Genomic DNA, 23,001 nt, shown 5'->3' on the forward strand with positions numbered 1-23,001 from the left:
CATTGCTGACAAACGCGCTTCCCGCGGCCGATTCCCCGCGATTCGGCCGAGGGAAGCGCGGAAGGCCGCGGCAAGCGAGCGAGAAGGCCGAGGCAAGCGCGCGAGACGGATGCGGCGCGCGAACGCGTCCCCGGGGTTACCCTCGGGACATGACCCCCGCGATGCACGCCAGGCGATCGGACATGCTCCGGGCCGCGGCCGCCGGCCTGGTCGCGGCCGTGGTCGCGGTCGGCCTGGCCGAGCTGGTCGCGGCGATCGTCGAGCCGAGCGCGAGCCCGTTCGCCGTGATCGGCAGCGGACTCATCGATCTCGCGCCGAGCTGGGCGAAGGACACGGCGATCGCGCTGTTCGGCACCGGCGACAAGGTGGCCTTGATCGTGGGCGTCGCCATCGTCCTCGCGGTCGTCGCAGCGCTCGCCGGCATCCTGGAGCTGCGGCGTCCGCCGATCGGGGCCGTGATCCTCGCGGCCCTCGGCGCGCTCGCCGTCGTGGCCGCGATGATCCGCCCCGGCGCCGGGCCGTTCGCCTGGCTCCCCGGCCTCGTGGCCGGTCTCGTCGCGGTGATCGCCCTGCGGATGCTGGTGCAGCGGCTCCGGCCCGTCGCCGGGATCACCGCGGATGACGTCGACCGACGCCGGTTCCTGATCTGGACGACGGGTGCCGCGGCCGCGGGGCTCGTCCTCCTCGTCGTCGGGAACGTCGCGCGCGGGGCGAGTCGCTCGATCGAAGCGGTGCGCGATGCGCTGCGGCTGCCGAAGGCCGCGCGAACGGCGGCACCGATCCCCGCGGGGGCAGACCTGGAGATCCCCGGCCTCGCTCCGGTCGTCACCCCGAACGCCGAGTTCTACCGCATCGACACCGCGCTGATCGTTCCTCGGATCGATCCGGCCGACTGGTCGCTGCGCATCCACGGCATGGTCGAGCGCGAGGTGCGCCTCACGTGGGACGAGTTGCTCGCCCTGCCGATGCAGGAGTCCGACGTCACTCTCGCCTGCGTGTCGAACGAGGTCGGCGGTTCGCTGATCGGCAACGCCCGCTGGCTGGGCGTGCCGGTGCGGGAGCTGCTCGCCCGCGCGGGTGTCGACCCCGACGCCGACATGGTGCTGTCGACCTCGTCCGACGGTTTCACGGCATCCACACCCATCGAGGCCCTCACCGACGACCGCGACGCCCTGCTGGCCGTCGGCATGAACGGTGAACCGCTGCCGATCGAGCACGGCTTCCCGGCACGTCTCGTGGTCCCCGGTCTCTACGGCTACGTGTCCGCCACGAAGTGGGTCACCCAGCTGGAAGTCACCCGCTTCGACCGCGCCACCGCGTACTGGACCACACGTGGATGGTCCGAGCGCGGGCCGATCAAGCTGCAGTCGCGCATCGACGTGCCGCGACAAGGGCAGTCCGTCCCGGCCGGGGACACGGTGATCGCCGGGATGGCGTGGCAGCAGCAGGTCGGCATCGCCGGGGTCGAGGTGCGCGTCGACGACGGACCCTGGCGTCGTGCCGATCTCGCGACCGCCATCTCCACGGACACCTGGGTGCAGTGGAGCCTGGACTGGACGGCGGAGAGCGGATCGCACACCATCGAGTGCCGGGCGCTCAGCGTCGACGGAGAGACCCAGACGTCGGATCCGGCGCCACCCGCGCCCGACGGTGCACAGGGATGGCATCGCATCGACGTCTCGGTGGCCTGAGCGCGTAACCACCGGCGCCCGGACACCTAGAATTGCTCCATGCCCGCAGGCGAATCCTTCTACATCACCACGCCCATCTACTACCCGTCCGATGTGCCTCACATCGGCCACGGGTACACGACGGTGGCCGTCGACACGCTCGCACGGTGGCACCGCCAGGCGGGGGATGACACCTGGATGCTCACAGGCACCGACGAGCACGGTCAGAAGATGCTGCGCGCCGCGGCGGCGAACAACGTCACCCCTCAAGAGTGGGTCGACAAGCTGGTCAGCGAGAGCTGGTTCCCGCTGCTGACCACGCTCGACGTCGCGAACGACGACTTCATCCGCACGACGCAGGAGCGCCACGAGACGAACGTGCAGACGTTCTTCCAGCGCCTGTACGACCGCGGCTACATCTATGCGGGCGAGTACGAGGCGCTCTACTGTGTGGGCTGCGAGGAGTTCAAGCCCGAGTCGGAAATCGTCGACGGCACCGGTCCCTTCGAGGGACTGAAGGTGTGCGCGATCCACTCGAAGCCGCTGGAGCTGCTGCAGGAGAAGAACTACTTCTTCAAGCTCAGCGAGTTCCAGGACCGTCTGCTCGAGCTGTACAAGACACAGCCCGACTTCGTGCGCCCCGACTCTGCGCGCAACGAGGTCGTGTCGTTCGTGAGCCAGGGTCTCAAGGATCTGTCGATCTCGCGCTCGACCTTCGACTGGGGAATCCCGCTGCCGTGGGACGAGTCGCACGTCATCTACGTGTGGGTCGACGCCCTGCTCAACTACGCCACGGCCGTCGGCTACGGCTCCGACGAGGAGACGTTCGAGCGCCGGTGGCCCGCGTACCACGTGGTCGGCAAGGACATCCTGCGCTTCCACGCGGTGATCTGGCCCGCCCTCCTGATGGCGGCCGGGCTCGACGTGCCCAAGGGCGTCTTCGCGCACGGCTGGCTGCTGGTCGGGGGCGAGAAGATGTCGAAGTCGAAGCTCACCGGCATCGCGCCGACCGAGATCACCGACGTGTTCGGCTCCGACGCGTACCGCTTCTACTTCCTCTCGGCGATCGCGTTCGGCCAGGACGGCTCGTTCTCATGGGAAGACCTGTCGGCCCGCTACCAGGCCGAGCTCGCGAACGGTTTCGGCAACCTCGCCTCGCGCACCACGGCGATGATCGAGAAGTACTTCGAGGGCGTCGTGCCGCCCGCGGCCGAGTACACCGAGAAAGACCTCGCGATCCAGAAGATCGTCGCGGACGCCGCGTCGAATGCGGATGCCGCTGTCGCGCAGTTCCGCATCGACGAGGCGATCTCGTCGATCTGGACGATCGTCGATGCGCTCAACGGCTACATCACCGCGAACGAGCCGTGGGCGCTGGCCAAGCAGGCGAACGGCGGAGACGAGGACCAGCGCGCGCGCCTCGGCACCGTGCTGTACACCTGCGCCGAGGGCCTGCGCGCGCTCGCGGTGCTGCTCTCGCCGGTGATGCCGCAGTCGACCGAGAAGCTGTGGGTCGCGCTCGGCGCCGCCGAGACCCTGGGCCGTCTGCAGGACCAGCCGCTCCGCGAGGCCGGAGCCTGGGGCGTGCTGCGCCCCGGCACCAGCGTCAACGGCCTCGCGCCGCTGTTCCCGCGGGTGGAGTCCGCGGCCTGAGCCAGGTCGGGTACGGAGAGGTCGGGTACGTCTATGTCGGGCACGTATGTGCAGCGCCGTGACGGCGACGGACGCAAGGATCTGAAGTATCCGGCGGCCCCCGAGCCGCTCGCGGTCCCGGTGTACGACAACCATGCGCATCTGGAGATCGTCGACGGCGATGACCCGCTGTCGCTGACCGAGCAGCTCGATCGGGCGGCGGCCGTGGGCATCGCCGGCGTCATCCAGGCTTCGGGCGACATCGAGTCGTCGCGGTGGGCGGTCGAGGCCGCGGCATCCGATCCGCGCGTGCTCGCCGCCGTCGCCATCCATCCGAACGACGCGCCGACGTACGCCGAGGCGGGCCGTCTCGGCGGTGTGGGGCTGGATGAGGCGATCGAGGTGATCGACGAGCTCGCCGCGCACCCGCGCACCCGGGCGATCGGCGAGACCGGCCTCGACTTCTTCCGTACGGAGCCCGAGCGGCAGGCGCCGCAGTTCGCGTCGTTCGAGGCGCACATCGCCCTGGCGAAGAAGCACGGCATCGCGATGCAGATCCACGACCGCGACGCGCACGACGCGGTGTTGGAGACCCTCGACCGCGTCGGCGCCCCGGAGCGCACGGTGTTCCACTGCTTCTCGGGCGACGACGCGATGGCCCGCATCTGCGCCGATGCCGGTTATCACCTCTCCTTCGCAGGCAACGTGACGTTCAAGAACGCGCAGAACCTGCGGGATGCGCTGAAGGTCACGCCGCTCGACCGCATCCTGGTCGAGACGGATGCGCCGTTCCTCACTCCCGTGCCGCTGCGCGGCCGCCCGAACGCGCCCTACCTCGTGCCGATCACCGTGCGCTTCATGGCAGCTGAGCTCGGTATCGAGGTCGATGAGCTGTGCGCCCAGTTGGCCGAGAACACCCTGCGGGTCTACGGCTCGTTCGCCGACTGACTCTCCGGTTCGTCCACCGGCTTCGCCGATACGATCTGCGAGATCGGCTTCCACACCAGCAGCAGGGTGAGTGCCGCGCCGACGAAGGCGAACCACCAGGGTGCCGTGAGACCCCAGACCTGGGCGATCACGCCGCCGAGGGCCTGGCCGACGACCATGCCGCCGAACACCCCGACCATGTTCACGGAGGCGACCCTGCCCTGCAGCTCGGCGGGGACCAGCCGCTGCCGCACGGTCGTGGAGATCGTGCCCCACACGAACGCGTAGGCGCCGAAGAAGAACATGATGACCAGGGCCACCCAGCCGGTCGTGGTGAGCGCGAACGACAGGTGCATGAGCACTTCGAGCGAGAGCACCACCCGCATCAGCGTCGCGAACGACACGTGCCGCTCCAGCCAGCCGAAGCTGAGGGTGGCGAGGATGCCGCCCGCCGCGGATGCCGTCGTGAGCGCGCCGTAGCCGACCGCGCCCATGTGCAGGTGTTCGGTCGCGTACAGCACGAGCACGCCCCAGGGCGCGGCCCAGGTGATGTTGAAGACCAGGATGATGATCACCAGCATGCGCACCGGTGGGTTGCGCCACAGCCAGCGGATGCCCTCGGCGATGTCGGTGTCCACGGGGGGATGGGTGTCGGTCTCACGCGGCGGGACCGGCGTCTTCGCCATGCGCGAGATGAGCACGACAGCGAAGCCCACGCACACCACCTCGAGCAGGAACGGCCAGGCGGTGCCCGCGGCGAACAGGAAGGCCCCCAGCGGCGGTCCGGCGAACTGATTCGCGACCAGGTACCCGGCCTGCAGGCGGGCGTTGCCGATGCCGAGGTCGGCGGGTTTCACGAGCATCGGCAGCAGTGTGCTGCCCGCCGTGTCGACGAAGACCTCGGCGGTGCCGTAGAGGAATGCGACCGCGAGCACGATCCAGATGTTCGCGACGCCTGTGATGAGGAACACGCAGAGCGCCGCGAGCACGACGGCTCGTGCGGCGTTGGCGAACATGACCAGGCGGCGTCGGTCGAAGCGGTCGGCGATCGCCCCGGCGTGCAGGCCGAACAGCAGCCAGGGGAGGAACTGCAGGATCGCGCCGGCCGCCACCAGGATCGGTGATGAGGTCATCGAGGCGATCAGCAGGGGCGCAGCCGCGAGTGCCACGCCGTCGCCGATGTTGCTGGTCCACGACGACGCGAGGAGCCAGCGGAAATCGCGGCCCATGCGGCGAGGCGCGACGAGTTCACCGAGAGAAGGCACCAGAGAACACTACAGAGGGCGGGGGACATCGGCGGGGGACACCGGGAGAGTAGGGGACAATGGCAGGATGACCGTCACCCTGCTCGGCGCCACCGAGATCCGCCGACTCGCCGCCGAGCTCGACGTCACTCCGACCAAGAAGCTCGGCCAGAACTTCGTCACCGACGCGAACACCGTCCGCAAGATCGTGCAGGCCGCCCGTGTGCAGCCGCACGAGCGCGTGGTCGAGGTCGGCCCGGGGCTCGGCTCCCTGACCCTCGCGATCCTCGAGACCGGGGCATCCGTCACCGCCGTCGAGATCGATCACCGCCTCGCGGCACGCCTCGCGCAGACCGCCGCCGAGCACGGAGTCGAGGCCGACCGGCTCACGGTCGTCGATGCGGATGCGCTGCGCATCACCGAACTGCCCGGCGAGCCCACCGTGCTGGTGGCGAACCTGCCGTACAACGTCTCGGTGCCGGTGCTGCTGCACTTCCTCGAGAACTTCGCGTACCTGCAGCGCGGCGTCGTGATGGTGCAGGCCGAGGTCGCCGAGCGGCTGGCCGCCAAGCCGGGTTCGAAGATCTACGGCTCGCCCAGTGTCAAGGCCGCCTGGTACGGCGAGTGGAAGCTCTCGGGCAACGTCTCGCGCCAGGTGTTCTGGCCGGTGCCGAACGTCGACAGCCTGCTCGTGGGCTTCGACCGCTCCGAGGGGGAACGCGGCACGGAGGAGGAGCGGCGTCGCACGTTCCAGATCGTCGATGCGGCCTTCAACCAGCGTCGCAAGATGCTCCGCCAGGCGCTGTCGGGCATCTTCGGCAGCTCGGCAGCCGCCTCCGAGGTGCTGATCGCCGCCGGCGTCGCGCCGACGGCCCGCGGGGAAGACCTCACGGTCGAGGACTACCAGCGCATCGCCGCACAGGCACCAGGGACTAATCTGGCACCGTGACCGACTCCCCCCGCTTCCGTCCCGATGTCCCCGAGCTGCACCGCCCGTATGCGGCGGACGAGAGCCGCTATCAGCAGTTCTCCTACCGCCAGGTCGGCACGTCCGGTCTGTACCTGCCCCCGATCTCGCTCGGGCTGTGGTGGAACTTCGGCGACAACATCCCGCTCGACAACCAGCGCGCCCTGCTGCGCCACGCGTTCGACCGCGGCATCACGCACTTCGACCTGGCGAACAACTACGGCCCGCCCTACGGTTCGGCCGAGAAGAACTTCGGGCGCATCTTCGCCGAGGATCTCCGCCCGTACCGCGACGAGCTGATCATCTCGTCGAAGGCCGGCTGGGACATGTGGCCCGGGCCCTACGGCGACTTCGCGAGCCGCAAGTACATCCTCGCGAGCGCCGAGCAGTCGCTGACCCGGATGGGCCTCGACTACGTCGACATCTTCTACTCGCACCGGGTCGACCCCGTCACGCCGATCGCCGAGACCGTGGGCGCGCTCGACACGCTCGTACGCCAGGGCAAGGCCCTCTACGTCGGCATCTCCTCCTACAGCGCCGAGCGCACGGCCGAGGCCGTCGCCGTCGCGAAGGAGCTCGGCACGCCGCTGGTCATCCACCAGCCGGCCTACTCGATCCTGAACCGCTGGGTCGAAGACGGCCTGACCGACACCCTCGAGCAGTCGGGACTGGGTGCGATCGCCTTCACCCCGCTGGCACAGGGGCTGCTCACCGACAAGTACCTCGGCGACGGCACGGCCGAGCGCGCGCAGAAGCGCGGCTCGCTGCCGGACGGCCGCCTCACGGATGAGGCCGTGCAGACCCTGCGGTCGCTGAACGACGTCGCGCAGGGCCGCGGCCAGTCGCTCGCGCAGCTGGCGCTGCAGTGGACGCTGCGCAATCCGGTCGTCGCGTCCGCGCTGATCGGGGCCTCGCGTCCGGAGCAGCTCGACGAGAACATCGCGGCCGTGAACGGTCCGGCCTTCACGACCGAGGAGCTGGCCCGCATCGACGAGCTCGCGGGTGCCATCGACGTCAACCTGTGGGCGAAGTCCTCGGAGCTGTGATCCGATCATGAGCCACGCCGCGTTCACCGATTCCGTGCACGTGCGCGCCCCGGGGAAGATCAACGTCTACCTCGGGGTCGGCGGGCGGCACGACGACGGCTACCACGCGCTGGCGACGGTCTTCCAGGCGGTCTCGCTGTATGAGGACGTGATCGCGCGGCCGGCCGACGACTTCTCGGTGACGGTCTCCGGTGTGGAGGACATCGGCTCCGTGCCGTTGGACGACCGCAACCTCGCGATGCGCGCCGCCAAGCTCCTCGCGCTCGCCGTCGACCACCGGGGCGGCGTCGCCCTCGAGATCCGCAAGAGCGTTCCCGTCGCCGGCGGCATGGGCGGAGGGTCGGCGGATGCCGCGGCCGCTCTGGTCGCCTGCGACGCGCTGTGGGGCACGGGACTCTCGCCGGCGCGGCTGCACGACCTCGCCGCCCGTCTCGGCGCCGATGTGCCGTTCGCGCTGCACGGCGGCACGGCGGTCGGCACCGGCCGTGGCGATCAGCTCAATCCGGCGCTCGCACGCGGCCGCTTCGATTGGATCCTGGTGCCCAGTGACCAGGGTCTCTCGACTCCGGTGGTCTACGAGCGCCTCGACCTCATTCGGGAGGAGGAGGGCGCCCTCGCCGACGACCCGCCGCTGTCGCTCGATGTGCCGATCCCGGTGCTCCAGGCCCTGCGGACGGGCGATCCGGCCCAGCTCGCCGAGACGCTGTACAACGACCTGCAGGCCGCCGCGCTGTACGAGCGGCCCGACCTCGCCGAGACGATCCGTCAGGGAATCGCCGCCGGGGCGCTCCAGGGCATCGTGTCCGGCTCCGGGCCCACGGTCGCGCTGCTCTGCCCGAACCCCGAGACGGCGCAGGACGTGCAGTCCTCCCTGCGCGAGGTCGGCCTCGACCCGCTGCACGTGCACGGTCCCGTCCCCGGCGCCCGCGTCATCGGCTGACCGCCGCGCGCTACTCCGCGTTCAGGAGTGCGCTCACCCGGTAGGGGATCACCTCGCGGAGGAACAGGCTCGTCGAGGTGCGGAGGATGCCGGGGCACAGGCGCACCACCTCGGCCACGCGGTAGAGGTCGTCCGGGTCCTTCGCGACGACGCGCAGCAGCAGATCGGTGTCGCCGGCGGGGGCGAAGCACTCCAGCACCTCGGGTACGCGACTGAGCGCTTCGATCGCGGCGGTGATCTTGTGCTGATCGAGCTCGACGAGGATCGAGGCCGCGACGCCACGGCCCAGGGCCTGCGGGAGGATGCGTGAGCTGTGCGCGCGCAGGTATCCACCGGACTCGAGTCGGTCCAGCCGAGCGTGCACGGTGCCGCGGGCGAGGCCCAGATCCTGCGCGATCAGGGCGACCGGCCGTCGGGGGTCCGTGTCGAGCACTCCGAGGATCCGCCGGTCGGTCTCGTCGAGAGTAGCCATTTCGATCACCATCGCCTTTCTCGCGCGGTCAAGATTGATCGGATCGATCAATCGGAAATCACTCTATGGTCTGAATGCGCATCGCGTGGTGAGATATGTGTCAGAACGCAGGATGTCGGCCACGAGCGGACATCACGCGCACTCGACGGAAGGCCACAAGCCGCACACGCCGGGTGTCGACGGCGACGGGCCACGAGCCTCAGCCGGCCCCGTCCCCTCAGTCGCCGGGTACGAGCAGCCGCAGCTGCACCATCGCGGAGAACCGCGCCTCCGGGTCGGTCAGGTCCAGCCCGCTGATCTCCGACAGCCGGCGCAACCGGTACCGGAACGTGTTGGGATGCGTGTACACCCGGCCGGCCGCCACGGCCACGTCGCCGAAGGCGTCGAGCCAGGCCCGCAGCGTCTCCACCAGGTGAGTGCCCTTCTCCCGGTCCTGCGCCAGGAGCTGTGCGACGGGGCCGGTCGGCTGGTCGCCACGGGCGCGGACCAGGTCGCCCAGCTCGACCAGCAGGGCCTCCATCTGCACCGCCGTGAAGCGCGCGACGGGTTCGCGCGACGGCGCCTGCCGCGCCACCCGCAGGGCGCGGTCGGCGTTCGCCCGCGAGGACGGGATGCCGGCGGCATCGCCGGCGACGGTGCCGACACCGATCCGGATCTCGCTGGTCGCCCCCAGGCGCCCGAGGAAGTCGGTCGCGACGCGTGCGGCGCGGCTGTCCGCATCGCTGTGCTCGGGGCGGGAATCCGAGTCGTCCTGCTCCGGACGGATGCCGACGACCGCGTAGACGACGTTGCCGATCACGGCGACCGCGGAGCGGAGGTAGACGGCGCCGAGATGCACGGCGAAGGCGTCGGCGATGCGCTGCCGTTCGGCCACCCCGCGGGCGCCGGCGGACGGTTCGTCATCGGTCTCCTCTGCCGCCGATAGCGCGAGCACGACGCAGCGATGGTCGCTGAGGCGCAGCCGGGCGGTGGCATCCGCGGCACCGGGACCGCCTTCGAGGATCGTGGCGAGCAGGTCGGCGCGGAGCCGGCGCTCGACATCGGCACCGGCGCGCAGCCGCAGCATGTGCAGTGCGACGAGCCCGGCGGAGTCTTTCAGCGCGCGCACTCGATCGGGGGACAGGGGCTCCTGCACAGCCGCCCAGATCGAGCCGAGGATCTCGTCGCCGGCGCGTACCGCCAGCGCGACGCGGGGGAACGAGGGCAGCCCCTCGGTGTTGTGCACCGGGCCGACGTCGATCGGGTCCTCGCTGCGGTACAGCTCCTGGAAGACGCCCCGCTCCTCCAGCTGCCGCGAGAACCGCTCCGGTACCTGCCGACCCAGCACCGTCTCGATGCGGGCGGGATCCGCCTCGTGCTGTCGGCCGGAGAACGCGACGACCCGCGAGTTGCGGTCCTCGATCGTGACCGGGGCGTTCAGCAGCGTGGCGATCGCATTCGCGAGGGCGAAGAGATCGCCCGACGGCATCCCGCCCAGTGTCGTGGCCGCCTGATCGCCGACATCGCCCTCGGCGATGAGCGAACGCAGCATGGCCGCCAACTGCGCCCACGAGGCTCCACGGGTGAGCGCCAGGACCGGGATCCCCGTGGCCTCGGAGGCATCGCGCACCGGCTGCTCCGCTCGCACCGGCGCGCGCAGCACCAGCGCGGAGGCGTGCTGGGCGGCGAGGGCCTGCAGGAGCTCGGCGATCTCGTCCGGATCGCTCAGGCCGACGCCGAGCACGAGCGCCCCGCGCATGGGCATCGTGTCGTCCAGGACATCGTGGATCACGACGGTCTCGATCTCGGCGTCGACGTCGGCCGCGCCGCTCACCACCTCGAGCAGGGTGTTGCCGAGGTCTTCGATGACCCGGCCGAGGCTGGCGCGGGGCCTTGTCGTCACGGACATGAGCACGGGGCCCAGGCTAGGCCGCGACCGGCGGGGAGCGATCTGTGGAGCACGACGAAATCGTATCGACTCTTCGTCGACCTCGACAGGAACGTCATGCTCCACGTGGGAGGTCAGTCCGCTCTCAGAAGGTGATCCACTCGGTGCGCACGGTCACCGCGTCCAAAGCAGCCGTATCCGGCGTGACGCCGATCCCCGGCCCGGTGGGCACCGCGAGCGTGCCGTCTTCCACGACGAACGGCTCGGTGATGTCGCGCGAGTAGTAACGGCCGGAGCCGGACGTGTCGCCGGGGAGCGTGAAGCCGGGCAGCGCCGCGAGTGCGACGTTCGCCGCCCTGCCGATCCCGGTCTCGAGCATGCCGCCGCACCAGACCGGGATGTCGTTGGCGACGCACACGTCGTGGATGCGACGGGCTTCGAGGTATCCGCCGACGCGCCCCGGCTTGATGTTCACGATCGAGCAGGCGCCCAGGGCGATGGCGTCGGCTGCGGCGCGCGCCGACACGATCGACTCGTCGAGGCATACCGGGGTCGTGATGGCCTTCGCGAGCTGGGCGTGGCCGAGCAGATCCTCCTCGTCGAGCGGCTGCTCGATCAGGAGCAGGTCGAACGGATCGAGCCCCGCGAGGTGCCGGGCGTCGCCCCGGTGGTAGGCGGTGTTCGCATCGACCTGCAGCAGCACGTCGTCACCGAAGCGCTCGCGCACCGCACGCACCGGCTCGAGGTCCCAGCCGGGCTCGATCTTGAGCTTGATGCGCACGTACCCCTCGTCGAGGTAGCCGTCGACCGCGTCGAGCAGCTCCGGGATCGAATCCATGATGCCGATCGAGACCCCGCAGTCGACGCGGTCGCGCACGGCACCCAGCTCGCGGGAGAGCGGCACGCCCGTGGCCCGCAGCTCGGCGTCCAAGACCGCGAGCTCGACGGCGGCCTTCGACATGCGGTGCCCCTTGAACTTCGCCAGCGCCGGAGCCACACCGCCGGCATCCAGATCCTTCACCTGCGCGAGCGCCGGCAGCAGGAACCGGGTGATCACGTCGACACTCGCCTCCACGTACTCGGAGGAGTACAGCGGATCGTTCATCGCGACGCCCTCGCCCCAGCCCTCCGCCTCGTCGGTGACGGCGCGCACGATCAGCGCCTCGCGCACGGTCTGCACGCCGAACGACGTCCGGAACGGCGACACCAGCGGCATCTCGATCACACGCAGCTCGAATCCGGTGAGCTTCATCCCTGTTCTCCTCTGTCGATGGTGTACGCGCCGGAGCGGTCGAACGAGAGCACACGCCCTCCGCCCTCCAGCGCAGATCCGAGCGTCTCGCGCAGTGCCAGGCGCCAGGCGGACGCTCGGGCAGGCTCCGTGAGGCGCAGGGCCTCGATGTCGCGAGGCAGCGCCACCCGCACGAATCGTGCCTCGGTGCGATGCCGCATCGGCCCGAGGTCTTCGCCGACGCTGAGCAGCGTCGCGCCGTCGTGGTCGTCGGCAGGCGCGGGCTCCCCGTGACAGGCGGCGACGACCCGGGGATCCCGCACGTACCAGGTCACCAGCATGCGGTCGGTGTCGTCGGTGCCGTTGAGCGCGTCGGCCATGTGCCCGTAGAAGTTCCGGTGATACGACGTGGGACTCGCGGCGAGCTTCACCAGGTTGAAGTGGGCGTTCCTGCTGATGAGCGGATCGAACGTCCAGGAGATCTCATCGAGTCCCTCCCCGAGCGCCCAGGCGCGCTGATGCACCTTGAGTGCGAAGCCGACGCTGCGTCCGCGCATCCGCGCCGAGACGCCGGCGATGTGGCTGTGCAGGGCGCGCTGATCCGGAGCTGCGAAGAAGCCGAAGCAGGCGCCGACGAGTTCGTCGTGCTCGAACGCGCCGCCCACGTAGCTGCCGGCCTTCGACAGCGCCCGCAGCGTCTCGACGTTCACGGGGGAGGTCTCGCCCTGCTTGGTCCAGATGTTCTGGAACAGGTCGGCCACCCGGGCGAAGTCGGTCACGTCCGTAAGCAGCCGGATCTCCACTCCCGCCCTCGACGCGGCGGCGCTCGCCGCGTCCGCGGCCTCTTCCGGCGAGGCGCTGTATGCGGCTGCATCCGTCATGCTCATGCCCTTTCTCCGACCGGTGCTTCTCGACCCGCCAGAGCCGCGGAGATCAGCCCCTGCAGCAGCCGGATGCGCTCGGGAATCATCGCCACCACGACGTGCTCATCGTCGGCGTGCGCTCCGCCCCCCACCGCTCCCAGCCCGTCGAGCGTCGGCACTCCGAGCCCCGCGGTGAAGTTGCCGTCGGATGCTCCGCCCACCGCGACGCCCTCGAACGGCGTCAGGTCGGCCTGCTCGGCGATCGCCACCGCTTCGCGGAACAGGTCCGCCGAGGACTCGGGCTCCATCGGCCGACGGTTGGGGCCGCCCTCCACGCGCACCGTGGCGCCGGGGAGCGTGGCCGGGATGGCACGCAGAGCCGTGTCCACCCTGTCCTGCTCCGCGAGCGTGCGGACGCGCACGTCCACGGCGAACTCCGCATCGGCCGGCACCGTGTTCGTGGTGCTGCCAGCATGCAGGAGCGTGGGTGTGACGCTGGTGCCCGCCGCCGGGTCGCCGAGCTCGGCGACCGCGAGGAGGAGATGCGCGGCCTCCACGGCGGCGTTCACCCCCCGTTCGGGCTCCAGGCCCGCGTGCGCCGCTCGGCCGCCGACGTGCATCCGGTACAGCGAGACCCCCTTGCGGGCGACCTTCACGGCACCGCCGCCGGCCGCGGCCTCGAGCACGAACGCTGCGGCGCACCCGACCGCCTCCTGCTCGATCAGCTCGCGGGAGGAGGGAGACCCCAGTTCCTCGTCGCCCGTGATCAGGATGCTGACACCGGTGCGGTCAGGCAGCGCGGCGACGGCGTGGAGGGCCATCACGACACCGGTCTTCATGTCGAAGCACCCGGGGCCGCGGAGCACGCCGTCGTCGATGCGGAACGGGAGCCGCCGCAGCGAGCCGAGCGGCCACACCGTGTCGTGGTGGCCCACGAGCAGCACCACGGGATCACCGAACCGCCACCGCAGGTGGGAGCGTCCGTCGATCACGATGCGCTCCGGCGCGGCACCCAGCAGGCGCTCACCGAGGGCGGCGACGACATCGGCGCTGCGGGCCACGGCGTCGAGGTCGTCGGACGGCGACTCGCAGGAGACGAGGGTCTCGATGTCGGCGAGGACCAGGTCGAGGTCCACGTCCGCCTGCACGGTCATCACGACACCTTCGGCGCCGCGCGGACGCCGTGGTGCAGATAGCGCTCGCCGGTGGGGAGGGAGTAGAACACCACGGCGTGCCAGGCCTGCTCGCCCTCGGTACGCATCACGAACTCGCCGCGGCGCACCGGCACCAGCGGATGCTCCTGCACCGGGTCGGGGAGGAGCGAGGCGAGGGGCCCGTTGATCGTCGTGCGCATGCGGAGGCCGTCGTCGTCGCGGAAGATCTCGGTGCGCACGCCGGAGCGGTCGTAGACGCCTTCGAACTCGGAGAAGTCATCCGTGAACGGCTCGTCGGGCGGAGTGAGGCCGGCCGGTAGCTTCAGCGCCGCCAGCTCGCGGAAGATCTCGCCGAACAGCTCGACGTAGAGATCGTGGGTGTTGCCGCCGTTGGTCAGCAGCGTCACCGCGAGGCCCTCCTCGGGGAGGATGCGCAGGAACGACGCCTGCCCGATCGTGTTTCCGTCGTGCCCGAAGAGACGGTGGCCGTCCCAGTCGAACAGGATCCAGCCCACGCCCCACGCGTCGCCGAGCGAGTACGGGTCGGGCATGTCCACTTCGCGCTCCTGCATCCGCGCCACGGCGGCCTCGGACAGCACGCGCGTCCCATCGGCGGCTAGTCCGCCTGCCAGGTGCATGCGGGCGAAGGCGAGCACGTCGGCCGTGGTGGAGCTGATGAGCCCGGCCGGGCCCATCGATCGCGGGAGCATCCAGGCGGGCGCGAGGTGCGGACCGTCATCGTCGACCACGGTGTGACCGCTGGCCGCCCGGAACATGATCGTCTCCTCCGGGAGGGTCGAGGAGTGGGTGAGTCCGAGCGGCGTGAACACGAGGTCGCGCATCGCCTGGTCCCAGGTCGTGCCGGTGACCTTCTCGATCACGCGGCCGGCGAGGGAGAAGCCCGAGTTGCAGTACGACATGGTCGCGCCGACCGGGTGATTCTGCGCGACGCCGTCGAGGTGGGCGACGTACTTCTCGAGGGTGTCGTCGCCGCGGCCGGTGTCGGTGAACACGTCGCCGTCGATCCCACTCGTGTGGTTGAGCAGGTGGCGCAGTGTGACCGTGCGAGTGATCTCGGGGTCGACGGAGGAGAACTCCGGAACGTACGAGACGACCGGGGCGTCGAGGTCGAGCACACCCTGATCGACGAGGCGCATGATCGCGGTCGTCGTCCACACCTTGCCCATCGAGCCGATCTGGAACACGGAGTCGTCGGTGGTCTCGATGCCCGTGCGCACGTTGAGTATGCCGTGATGCGCATACACCGGCTCCTCGCCGAGGCGCAGGATGCCGAGCGTCGCACCCGGGACCTTGTGCGCTGCGGCCAGCGCGCTCAGGCGCTGCTGCCAGTGCCGGGCGTCGAGGCGGGCGCGCACGGGCTTTCCGGCCGGCGGGGCGTACTGCTCGACCCAGTCGATGACGCGCCGCGAGTAGTCGGCGCGGTGCGAGGGCGGACCCGACAGCACGAACAGGTGGGAGCCGCCGGGGTACAGGACCAGCCGCGTGGGCACGTCGCGCTCGCGCAGCGCCGTGAACCACTGCTCGGCCTGTCCGACCGGACAGCGGTCGTCTGCGGCGCCATGCAGGATCAGCGTGGGCGTGGTGACCCTGTCGACCTGGGTGAACGGAGACTGCGCCGCGAGGAGTTCTCGATCGCGCCACGGAAGACCGCCGTTCTCCGTGCCGGAGAGGAAGTGCCCCAGGTCGGAGGTGCCGCCGACCGAGGAGAGGTCGGAGACCACGCCGCCCGCGATCGCCGCGGCGAAGCGGTCATCGCGCGACGTCAGATAGCACGTCATGTACCCGCCGTAGCTGTAGCCCGTGACAGCGAGGCGCTTCGGATCCGCGATGCCTTCGGCGACGAGCTCGTCGATCGGCTCGAGGAAGTCGTTCCGGTCGTTGATGCCCCATCCGCCGGAGACGGCACGGAAGAACGCATCGCCGTAGCCGTCGCTGCCCCGCGGATTGAGCGTCAGGATCGCCCAGCCGCGGCGTGCGAGCACCTGGTGGTAGGGGTGGATCAGGTCGGCGGCGCCGTTCCACGCGTTGTGCGGACCACCGTGCACGTCCAACAGCAGCGGGAGCGGGCCCGTGGCGTCGGGGTCGCGGCGCAGCCAGCCCGTGACGACCGTGCCATCGGAGATCGTGAAGCGCCGCTCTTCCGCGGGCACGAGGTCGAGGTCGGCGACCCCGCCGAAGGAGGTGAGCGTCTGGGTGGTGCCGTCGGCGAGGTCGACGAGTGCGACGTCGCCGAAGGAGTCGGGAGTGGCGAGAACGATCGCGGCGGCGGAGCCGACGACCGACAGGCCGGAGACGTTCGCAGTGCCGGCCACGAGCGGCGTCGCGCCCGAGCCGTCGATCGCGATCCGGTGCACGTGCGAATATCCGTTGTCGCGCAGGCAGAACACCAGGTTCCCCGCACCGTCGAACTGCGGCATGCCGCCGGGGTAGCCGGGGCCGCCCGGCATCACGTTGCGGTCGAGCGCACCCGTGATGCTGCGCACGGCGCCGCCGTCGAGCGGGAACAGCAGCAGGGCGGCGTTGCCCACCGCGGTGTCGGTGCGGCCCGCGGCGATGATGTGGGCGCCGTCCGGAGTCCATCCCACGGCAGCGGCCTGCACGTCGGCGGGGCCGACCGGCACCGGAGCGCTGTTCGGATCGGACGCGGAGACCGTGAACACGGTGATGCGCATCGTCAGGTCGGCGTCCTCCGCGGCCGCCGAGGAGAAGGTGAGGCGCGTGCCGTCCGGCGACCAGAAGGGCTCGCTCGCATGCGAGTGCCCCCGGGTGAGCACGGTGACGCCGCCCGATGCCACGTCGACCACGTGCAGCTGCTGCACGAGAGTGCCGAGGTTGCCGGCGCCGTCGGCCTTGTAACCGAGTCGATCGGTCGCCGCCGGCGCCGAGCGGCGGGCGAGGATCGTCTCCGCCCCTTCTCCGGGCAGAGCGGCGCTGTCGACGGGAGCGGTGAACGCGATGCGCGTGCCATCCGGACTCCACACGGGTGCTCCGGCACCGAGGGGGAGCGTCGTCAGCCCGCGGGCCTCGCCGCCGCCGGCCGGGAGCAGCCACACCTGCGCCGGGCCGTCCTGTGCGCGCAAGAACGCCAGCTGCGTCCCGTCGGGGCTCCATACCGGGGTCGAGTCGGCTGTGCCCTGCGTGAGCTGTGCCGCCTGACCGCCCGTGGCGGGCACCTGCCACAGGGCGCGCGTGTCGCGGTCGCCGTCGCGGTCGGTGGTGCGCAGGGTGAAGACGACGCGGTCGCCGTCGGGTGACAGTGCGGGTTGCTCAGGGGTGCGGACGGAGAGCAGGTCGTCGACGGTGACACGGTTCATGGGAGCTCCAATCGGATGGTCAGTTCACTGTGTCCGCTGTGAGCGCGGCTGGTGTTGTCTGCGCGGCCGAAACCGGGCCGGTGCTTTGGGAGAGGGGCACAGTTCCGAGCGGCGCATCCGCCGGCAGCCCCGCGAAATGACAGGCCGCGCCCGCCGCGCCCGTGGGCAGCGGAGGCTCCGCGATCACGCAGATCTGACGGTCGGGGCGTGCCGCGGGGCCGATCGGGCACCGCGGGTGGAAGCGGCAGCCGCTGGGCGGCGCATGCGGATCGGCGGGCTCCACGTCGACGGGGGCCAGCGGATCGACCGCCAGGAGGTTTCCGTGCCGGGTCGGCGCCGCCTGCAGCAGATCCCGCGTGTACGGATGCTGCGGGTCGGCGAGGACCTGCTCGGTCGGCCCGAACTCGACGATCCGGCCGAGGTACATCACCGCGATGTGATCGCTCAGGTAGCGCACGACCGACAGGTTGTGCGAGATGAACAGCATCGTCAGGTCGAGCTCGCTGCGGAGCTCCCGCACGAGGTTGAGCACCGAGCCCTGCACCGAGACGTCGAGCGCCGAGGTGATCTCGTCGGCGATCACGACCTCGGGCCGGGCGGCGAGAGCGCGGGCCAGGGCGATGCGCTGACGCTGCCCGCCCGAGAGCACCGCCGGGAGCGACTGCGCGCGGTCGGCGTCGAGGCTCACCAGGTCGAGCAGGCGGGCGACCTCGGCGCGGCGGGCGGTCGCGCCGCGGATGCCACGGGGAAGGGCCTCGGCGATGGATTCGCCGATCGTCATGCGCGGGTCGAGCGAGGAGAACGGGTCCTGGAACACCATCTGGATCGGGCGACGGCGGCGGAAGCTGCGCACATCCACGCCGTCGAGGGTGATCGAGCCCTCACTGATGGGCGCGAGGCCGATCGCGGCGCGGGCGAGGGTGGACTTGCCGGAACCCGACTCGCCCACGAGTCCGACGACGGAACCGGACGGGACCGTGAGGCTCACATCGTCGACGGCCGTGAGGCCGGACCGATGCGTGCCGTACCGGACGCTGACCTGATCGAAACGCAGCTCGCTCATCGCAGGACCGTCTCTTCCTCTTCCGCGGCCGTCTCATCAGCAACTGTGGCGATGGCCACCGGGACCGGCGCCTCGCCGCTGACCGGATGCCAGCAGGCGACCCGATGCCCCTCGGCATCCGCCACGAGTTCGGGGTCGGTCTCCCGGCAGAGGTCGGTGGCGAGCGGACAGCGGGCGGCGAACGCACATCCCGCGGGGAAGGCGCCCGGTGCCGGTGGTCGACCAGGGATCACCTTGAGCGGTTCCCGGCGGTCGGCGTCGAGCTCGGGCACGACCTCGAGCAGCGCCCGCGTGTACGGGTGCCGGGCGGCGGTGTGGAGGGTGGCCGCCGGCAGATCCTCCACGATGCGACCGGCATACATCACCAGCACGCGATCACACGTCTGCGCGACGACCGCGATGTCGTGGCTGATGAGCAGGATCGCGGCATCGGTGTCACGGCGGACGCCGGCCAGCAGCTGCAGCACCTGTCGCTGCACGGTCACGTCGAGCGCCGTGGTGGGCTCGTCCGCGATGATCAGGCGCGGATGGTTCATGAGGCCCATGGCGATCATCGCCCGCTGCCGCATTCCGCCGGAGAACTCGTGCGGGTATTGGTGGGCCCGTCGTGAAGCCGCGGGCACGCGCACGGACTGGAGCCGTTCGATCGCGCGGTCCATGGCCTGCTTCCGCGTGATGTCCTGGTGTTCCGAGGCGGCCTCGGCGAGCTGCGATCCGATCCGCCTGGTCGGGTTGAACGAGGTCATCGGGTCCTGGAACACCATGGCGAGCGAGGTGCCGAGGAGGGGACGCAGGGTCCGCTCCGGGGTGGTCAGCAGCGGTGCGCCGCAGAACTCCAGGCGGGCGGCGTCGGTGTGCCCCGGGTGCTCGATGAGGCGGGCGGCAGCGAGAGCGGTGAGGCTCTTCCCCGAGCCGGACTCGCCGACCACGCCGATCGCCTCGCCGCGCGAGACGGTGAACGAGACGCCGCGGACGGGGGTGACCCAGCCGCTCGGCGATGGGAAGGAGACGCGCAGGTCATCGACGCGGAGCACCACGTCATCCACGATCGGAGCAGGCGCGGCATCGACGCGGGGAGCGGCGAGAGCGATGGCGGGCAACCGGAAGCGCTTGCGGGCCGATCGTCCGCCGAGGGCCGCCGCAGCCGTCTCGCCGAGCAGGTTGAACGCGAGACCGGCGATGACCACCGCGATCGCCGGACCGATCGCGGCGGCGGGATTCAGATAGATGCGGTTCAGCCCCTCGCCCAGCAGACGGCCCCAGTCGTACTCGGGCACCTGGACGCCCAGACCGAGGAAGGACAGACCCGCGAAGGCGAGCAGTGCCGAGCCGGCGGCGACTGTCGCGTTCACGATGAGCGGTTCGCCGATGTTCGGCAGGATGTGCCGGATCAGGATGCGGAACCGGGAGACGCCGGCCACCTGCGCCGCGGAGATGAAGTCGCGTCCGGCGATCCCCGCCGACAGGGTCTGGGTGAGGCGGGCGAACTGCGGTGCCATCGCGAACCCGATCGCGAGGACGGCGCCGGTGGCTCCGACGCCGAAGATGACCGCGAAGAACAGGGCGAGCAACAGCCCGGGGAACGCGACCGCGATGTTCACGAAGCCGACGATCGGACGTCCGGCCCACCGGGGGAGCACGGAGGGGGCGGTGCCGAGCAGCGTGCCGGCGACGACGCCGATGATGACCGCGAGCACCGCGAGCACCACCGAGAGCCGGGTCGCGACCAGCACGCGCGCCAGCACGTCGCGGCCCAGGGTGTCGGTGCCGAGGAGGTGCGCGGCGCTGGGACCCTGCGTGATCGCGGTCGGGTCCACCTGCTCCGCCTGCGGTCCCCAGATGATCGGCGCGAGGATGGCCGTGAGCGCGACGACGACGATGAGCGTGACCGCGGTGGCGCCCAGCGGTGAGCGGGCGATCGCCGTCAGTTTCCTGCCGGTGCCGGCCATCATGCCTCCCTGATCGTTGAGCGGGGATCCAGGAGGGCGAGCATGACGTCGACCACGAGGTTCACGAGCAGCACGCCGATGCCGTACACGAGCACTATGCCCTGCACCACCGAATAGTCCTTCGTGAGGATCGACTGCACGATCATGGTTCCCAGCCCCGGCCACGCGAACACGTTCTCGACCAGCACCGTCCCGGCGACCATGCCCGTGAGCAGCAGACCGGTGAGGGTCAGCGTCGCGGTCATCGCGTTCGGCAGCGCGTGGCGCGAGTAGATGCGGCGCGGAGCGAGGCGCTTGGCGCGCGCGGTGCGGATGAAGTCCTGGCCGAGAACGGAGAGCACCTCGACGCGGATGATGCGCGAGAACACCGCGATCGGTCCGACCGCGAGCGCGATCACCGGGAGTACGAGAGCGAATGGCGCGGTGTTGCCGGCGACGGGGAACCAGCCCAGCGACACGGCGAACACGTAGACGAGACCGACGGCGAGGAGGAATTCCGGGATCGCGGCCAGGATCACCGTGATCGCGGCGAACGCGAGCTCCAGGCCTCTGCGGCGGCCACCGCGCGTGGCCACCGCCATCGTGACGCCGACGGGCACGGAGACGAGCAGGACGAGGAGCACGGCGAGGAGGGCGAGCTGCAGCGTCGCGGGGAGCCGGGTGGAGATGATCTCGGCGACCGGCTGCCCGGTGATCATGGACGAGCCCATGTCGCCGGTGAACAGCCCGCCGATGTAGTGGAAGTACTGCACGAGCAGCGGCTGGTCGAGCCCGAGCGCCGCGCGACGGGACTCGACGAGCTCGGCCGGGGCGTTCATCCCGAGTGCCGCACGCACCGGATCACCCGGCACCAGGTGGATCATGAAGAAGGCAGCCGTGACCAGCACCCACACCGACAGGACGAACTGCCCCCCGCGACGGACCAGGAAGGACACCCAGGGGTTGTCCGACCGTGCGGATCTGATCAGTATCGCCTGTGTGGCGGTGGTGCTGGCCATCGGCTGCCTCCGGCTCGGTTGTTCTCTGGCGTGCTTACTCGTACATGCGGATCGACGCGGGGTCGATGCCGTCGCCCTCGGCGAAGGTCACCTTGTTGCCGAACGTCGTCAGCACATTGTTGGCGTACGGGACGACCGACACCGACGTGTACAGGGCCTTCTCGGCGTCGCCCCAGTCCGCGCATCCTTCGGCGCCCGGCTTCGACGAGGCGGCCGTGACGGCGGCCGTGTAGGCGTCGTCCGTCACCGACGCGAAGTTCGTGCCGTCGGGCGGGGTCGGTCCGGAGTAGAAGGGCACCAGCATGCTCGGCAGCGAGACGCCCAGCGGAGCAGCGGAGACGTCCCAGTCGCCGGAGGCGAAGAGGGTCTCACTCAGGGACGGCGCGTCGACGGTCTTGATCGTCACGTCGACACCGAGCTTCTTCCACGATGCCTGCATGAGCTCCGCCGCCGCGCTGCCGCCGTCGCCGAGGGTCGTGGGAGTGAGGAGAGTGACCGTCATCGCCGTCCCGTCCTTCTCCCGGATGCCGTCGGAGCCGACCTTCCATCCGGCGGCATCCAGGCCCGCGGCGGCCTTCTTCTCGTCGAAGGCGGGGAGCAGATCGCCGACCACATCGGCCTGACAGGGGTTCGGAGCGATCGTGACGAGGCTCTTCGCCGCGGTGCCCTCTCCGCTCGTGAGGACCTGCCGGAGTTGGGCGAGGTCGAGTGCTTCCGTGAGGGCTTCTCGCACTGCCTGATCAGAGCCGGGGTGTCCGTCCGCCTGATTGAAGAACAGCTGTCCCGCCGCCAGCGGCAGCTCGGAGACGAACAGCCCGGCGTCCTGCAGGCGTTGGCGATCCGGGCCGATCACGAGTGCCGTGTTGACCTCGCCGGAGAGCACGAGGTTCGCTGCGGTCGTCTCGTTCGGGATGACTCGGTAGATGACCTTGTCGGGAATGCCCGGCTGCTTCGGGTCCCAGTCGCCGGGCCCCCAGGTGAAGTCCTCGCGACGGGTCAGGGTGTACTGGCTGTTCGGAACGACCTCGGTGAGCGTGAACATCCCGGTCGCGCCTTCGCCGGCGGCTCGGGCGTCGGCGTCGTCGACGACGTTGCCGCACACGATCGAGATGCTTCCGACGTTCTCCACGAGGAAGGCATCGGGCCGTCCGCTCGTGACGGTGACGATGCCGGTGGCGTCGTCACCGGTCGCGGTGGTGCCCGGCTGCACCTGCACGCCGGCGAGGGGAGAGCCGTTCGCAGGATCGCCGATGAAGGAGATGTTCGCGGCGACGTCGGAGGCCGTGAGCGGTGAGCCGTCCTGGCAGGTGATGTCGTCGCGCAACGTGAAGGTCGCCGTCTCCGTGCCGGCTTCCCATTCGGAGGCGAGGCCGGACAGGATCGTGCCGTCGTTCTGCACCTCGACGAGGCGGCCGTACAGGTAGCGATCGATCTGTCGAGCGGTGCCGATGACGGTCGTGAACGGGTCGAGCGTGCCCGGGTCGGTGGCGACGGCCGCGGTGAAGGTCTTGCCGTCGGCGAGGACGCCCTCGGGAGCGTCTCCGCCGCCGGGGGAAGCGCCTGCGGCACAGGACGTCAGGGTGAGCGCCGCAGCGCCCAGCAGCGCGATCAGCGGGGTACGAGAACGCATCAGAAGCCTCCAG

General features: G+C 70.5%; 17 protein-coding genes. 6 read left to right on the top strand and 11 right to left on the bottom strand.

Annotated elements, in window-relative coordinates; all coding sequences use genetic code 11:
• Positions 1 to 149 precede the first annotated feature (149 nt).
• From ACFC14_RS17510 to ACFC14_RS17520, 3 genes are read left to right on the top strand one after another with little or no spacing between them, the layout of a single operon-like run.
• Positions 150 to 1,691, top strand: coding sequence for a molybdopterin-dependent oxidoreductase (locus ACFC14_RS17510; protein ID WP_376107460.1), 1,542 nt, complete (start codon positions 150 to 152; stop codon positions 1,689 to 1,691).
• Between the two features lie 39 nt (positions 1,692 to 1,730).
• Positions 1,731 to 3,323 carry a methionine--tRNA ligase gene (gene metG, locus ACFC14_RS17515; protein WP_376107463.1) on the top strand — a complete coding sequence of 531 codons (1,593 nt, stop codon included), beginning with the start codon at positions 1,731 to 1,733 and terminating at the stop codon, positions 3,321 to 3,323.
• Between the two features lie 33 nt (positions 3,324 to 3,356).
• Positions 3,357 to 4,250 (top strand): TatD family hydrolase, encoded by an 894-nt coding sequence (locus tag ACFC14_RS17520; protein ID WP_376107466.1) that lies wholly within the window; start codon positions 3,357 to 3,359, stop codon positions 4,248 to 4,250.
• On the opposite strand, the gene ACFC14_RS17525 is transcribed toward ACFC14_RS17520, so the two are convergent.
• Complete coding sequence (locus tag ACFC14_RS17525) at positions 4,229 to 5,494, bottom strand: MFS transporter (protein WP_376107469.1); 1,266 nt, start codon at positions 5,492 to 5,494, stop codon at positions 4,229 to 4,231. The genes ACFC14_RS17520 and ACFC14_RS17525 overlap by 22 nt on opposite strands.
• A 67-nt stretch (positions 5,495 to 5,561) precedes the next feature.
• On the opposite strand from ACFC14_RS17525, the gene rsmA reads away from it, so the two are divergent.
• From rsmA to ACFC14_RS17540, 3 genes are read left to right on the top strand one after another with little or no spacing between them, the layout of a single operon-like run.
• Positions 5,562 to 6,422, top strand: a complete 861-nt coding sequence (rsmA, locus tag ACFC14_RS17530; RefSeq protein ID WP_136040836.1) for a 16S rRNA (adenine(1518)-N(6)/adenine(1519)-N(6))-dimethyltransferase RsmA — start codon at positions 5,562 to 5,564, stop codon at positions 6,420 to 6,422.
• Positions 6,419 to 7,486, top strand: coding sequence for an L-glyceraldehyde 3-phosphate reductase (mgrA, locus tag ACFC14_RS17535; RefSeq protein WP_376107473.1), 1,068 nt, complete (start codon positions 6,419 to 6,421; stop codon positions 7,484 to 7,486). Before rsmA ends, mgrA begins: the two co-directional genes overlap by 4 nt.
• 7 nt (positions 7,487 to 7,493) lie before the next feature.
• A complete protein-coding gene (locus ACFC14_RS17540; protein WP_376107475.1) occupies positions 7,494 to 8,426 on the top strand; it encodes a 4-(cytidine 5'-diphospho)-2-C-methyl-D-erythritol kinase in 933 nt (310 codons plus the stop codon).
• 10 nt (positions 8,427 to 8,436) lie between these two features.
• On the opposite strand, the gene ACFC14_RS17545 is transcribed toward ACFC14_RS17540, so the two are convergent.
• The 10 genes from ACFC14_RS17545 to ACFC14_RS17590 form a co-directional block, all read right to left on the bottom strand.
• A complete protein-coding gene (locus tag ACFC14_RS17545; protein ID WP_376107478.1) occupies positions 8,437 to 8,898 on the bottom strand; it encodes an Lrp/AsnC family transcriptional regulator in 462 nt (153 codons plus the stop codon).
• Positions 8,899 to 9,115: 217 nt separating this feature from the next.
• Entirely contained in the window at positions 9,116 to 10,786 is a 1,671-nt protein-coding gene (locus ACFC14_RS17550; RefSeq protein WP_376107481.1) for a helix-turn-helix domain-containing protein, read from the bottom strand.
• A gap of 124 nt (positions 10,787 to 10,910) precedes the next feature.
• A complete protein-coding gene (menC, locus tag ACFC14_RS17555; RefSeq protein WP_376107484.1) occupies positions 10,911 to 12,017 on the bottom strand; it encodes an o-succinylbenzoate synthase in 1,107 nt (368 codons plus the stop codon).
• Positions 12,014 to 12,877 carry a GNAT family N-acetyltransferase gene (locus tag ACFC14_RS17560; RefSeq protein ID WP_376107487.1) on the bottom strand — a complete coding sequence of 288 codons (864 nt, stop codon included), beginning with the start codon at positions 12,875 to 12,877 and terminating at the stop codon, positions 12,014 to 12,016. The genes menC and ACFC14_RS17560 overlap by 4 nt, the downstream gene beginning before the upstream one ends.
• A gap of 2 nt (positions 12,878 to 12,879) precedes the next feature.
• Positions 12,880 to 14,013, bottom strand: coding sequence for a M20 family metallopeptidase (locus ACFC14_RS17565; protein WP_376107490.1), 1,134 nt, complete (start codon positions 14,011 to 14,013; stop codon positions 12,880 to 12,882).
• Positions 14,013 to 17,348, bottom strand: coding sequence for a serine hydrolase (locus tag ACFC14_RS17570; RefSeq protein ID WP_376107493.1), 3,336 nt, complete (start codon positions 17,346 to 17,348; stop codon positions 14,013 to 14,015). Before ACFC14_RS17570 ends, ACFC14_RS17565 begins: the two co-directional genes overlap by 1 nt.
• A 19-nt stretch (positions 17,349 to 17,367) precedes the next feature.
• The gene (locus ACFC14_RS17575) at positions 17,368 to 18,411 is read right to left on the bottom strand and encodes an ABC transporter ATP-binding protein (protein WP_376107496.1); all 1,044 of its coding nucleotides are present in this window, start codon (positions 18,409 to 18,411) and stop codon (positions 17,368 to 17,370) included.
• Entirely contained in the window at positions 18,408 to 20,363 is a 1,956-nt protein-coding gene (locus ACFC14_RS17580) for a dipeptide/oligopeptide/nickel ABC transporter permease/ATP-binding protein (protein ID WP_376107498.1), read from the bottom strand. Before ACFC14_RS17580 ends, ACFC14_RS17575 begins: the two co-directional genes overlap by 4 nt.
• Entirely contained in the window at positions 20,360 to 21,358 is a 999-nt protein-coding gene (locus tag ACFC14_RS17585) for an ABC transporter permease (protein ID WP_376107501.1), read from the bottom strand. Before ACFC14_RS17585 ends, ACFC14_RS17580 begins: the two co-directional genes overlap by 4 nt.
• Before the next feature lie 34 nt (positions 21,359 to 21,392).
• Complete coding sequence (locus tag ACFC14_RS17590; protein WP_376107504.1) at positions 21,393 to 22,988, bottom strand: ABC transporter substrate-binding protein; 1,596 nt, start codon at positions 22,986 to 22,988, stop codon at positions 21,393 to 21,395.
• Between the last annotated feature and the right edge of the window lie 13 nt (positions 22,989 to 23,001).

The sequence above is a fragment of the Microbacterium sp. NPDC055988 genome (genome assembly GCF_042269505.1).
GTDB lineage: Bacteria > Actinomycetota > Actinomycetes > Actinomycetales > Microbacteriaceae > Microbacterium.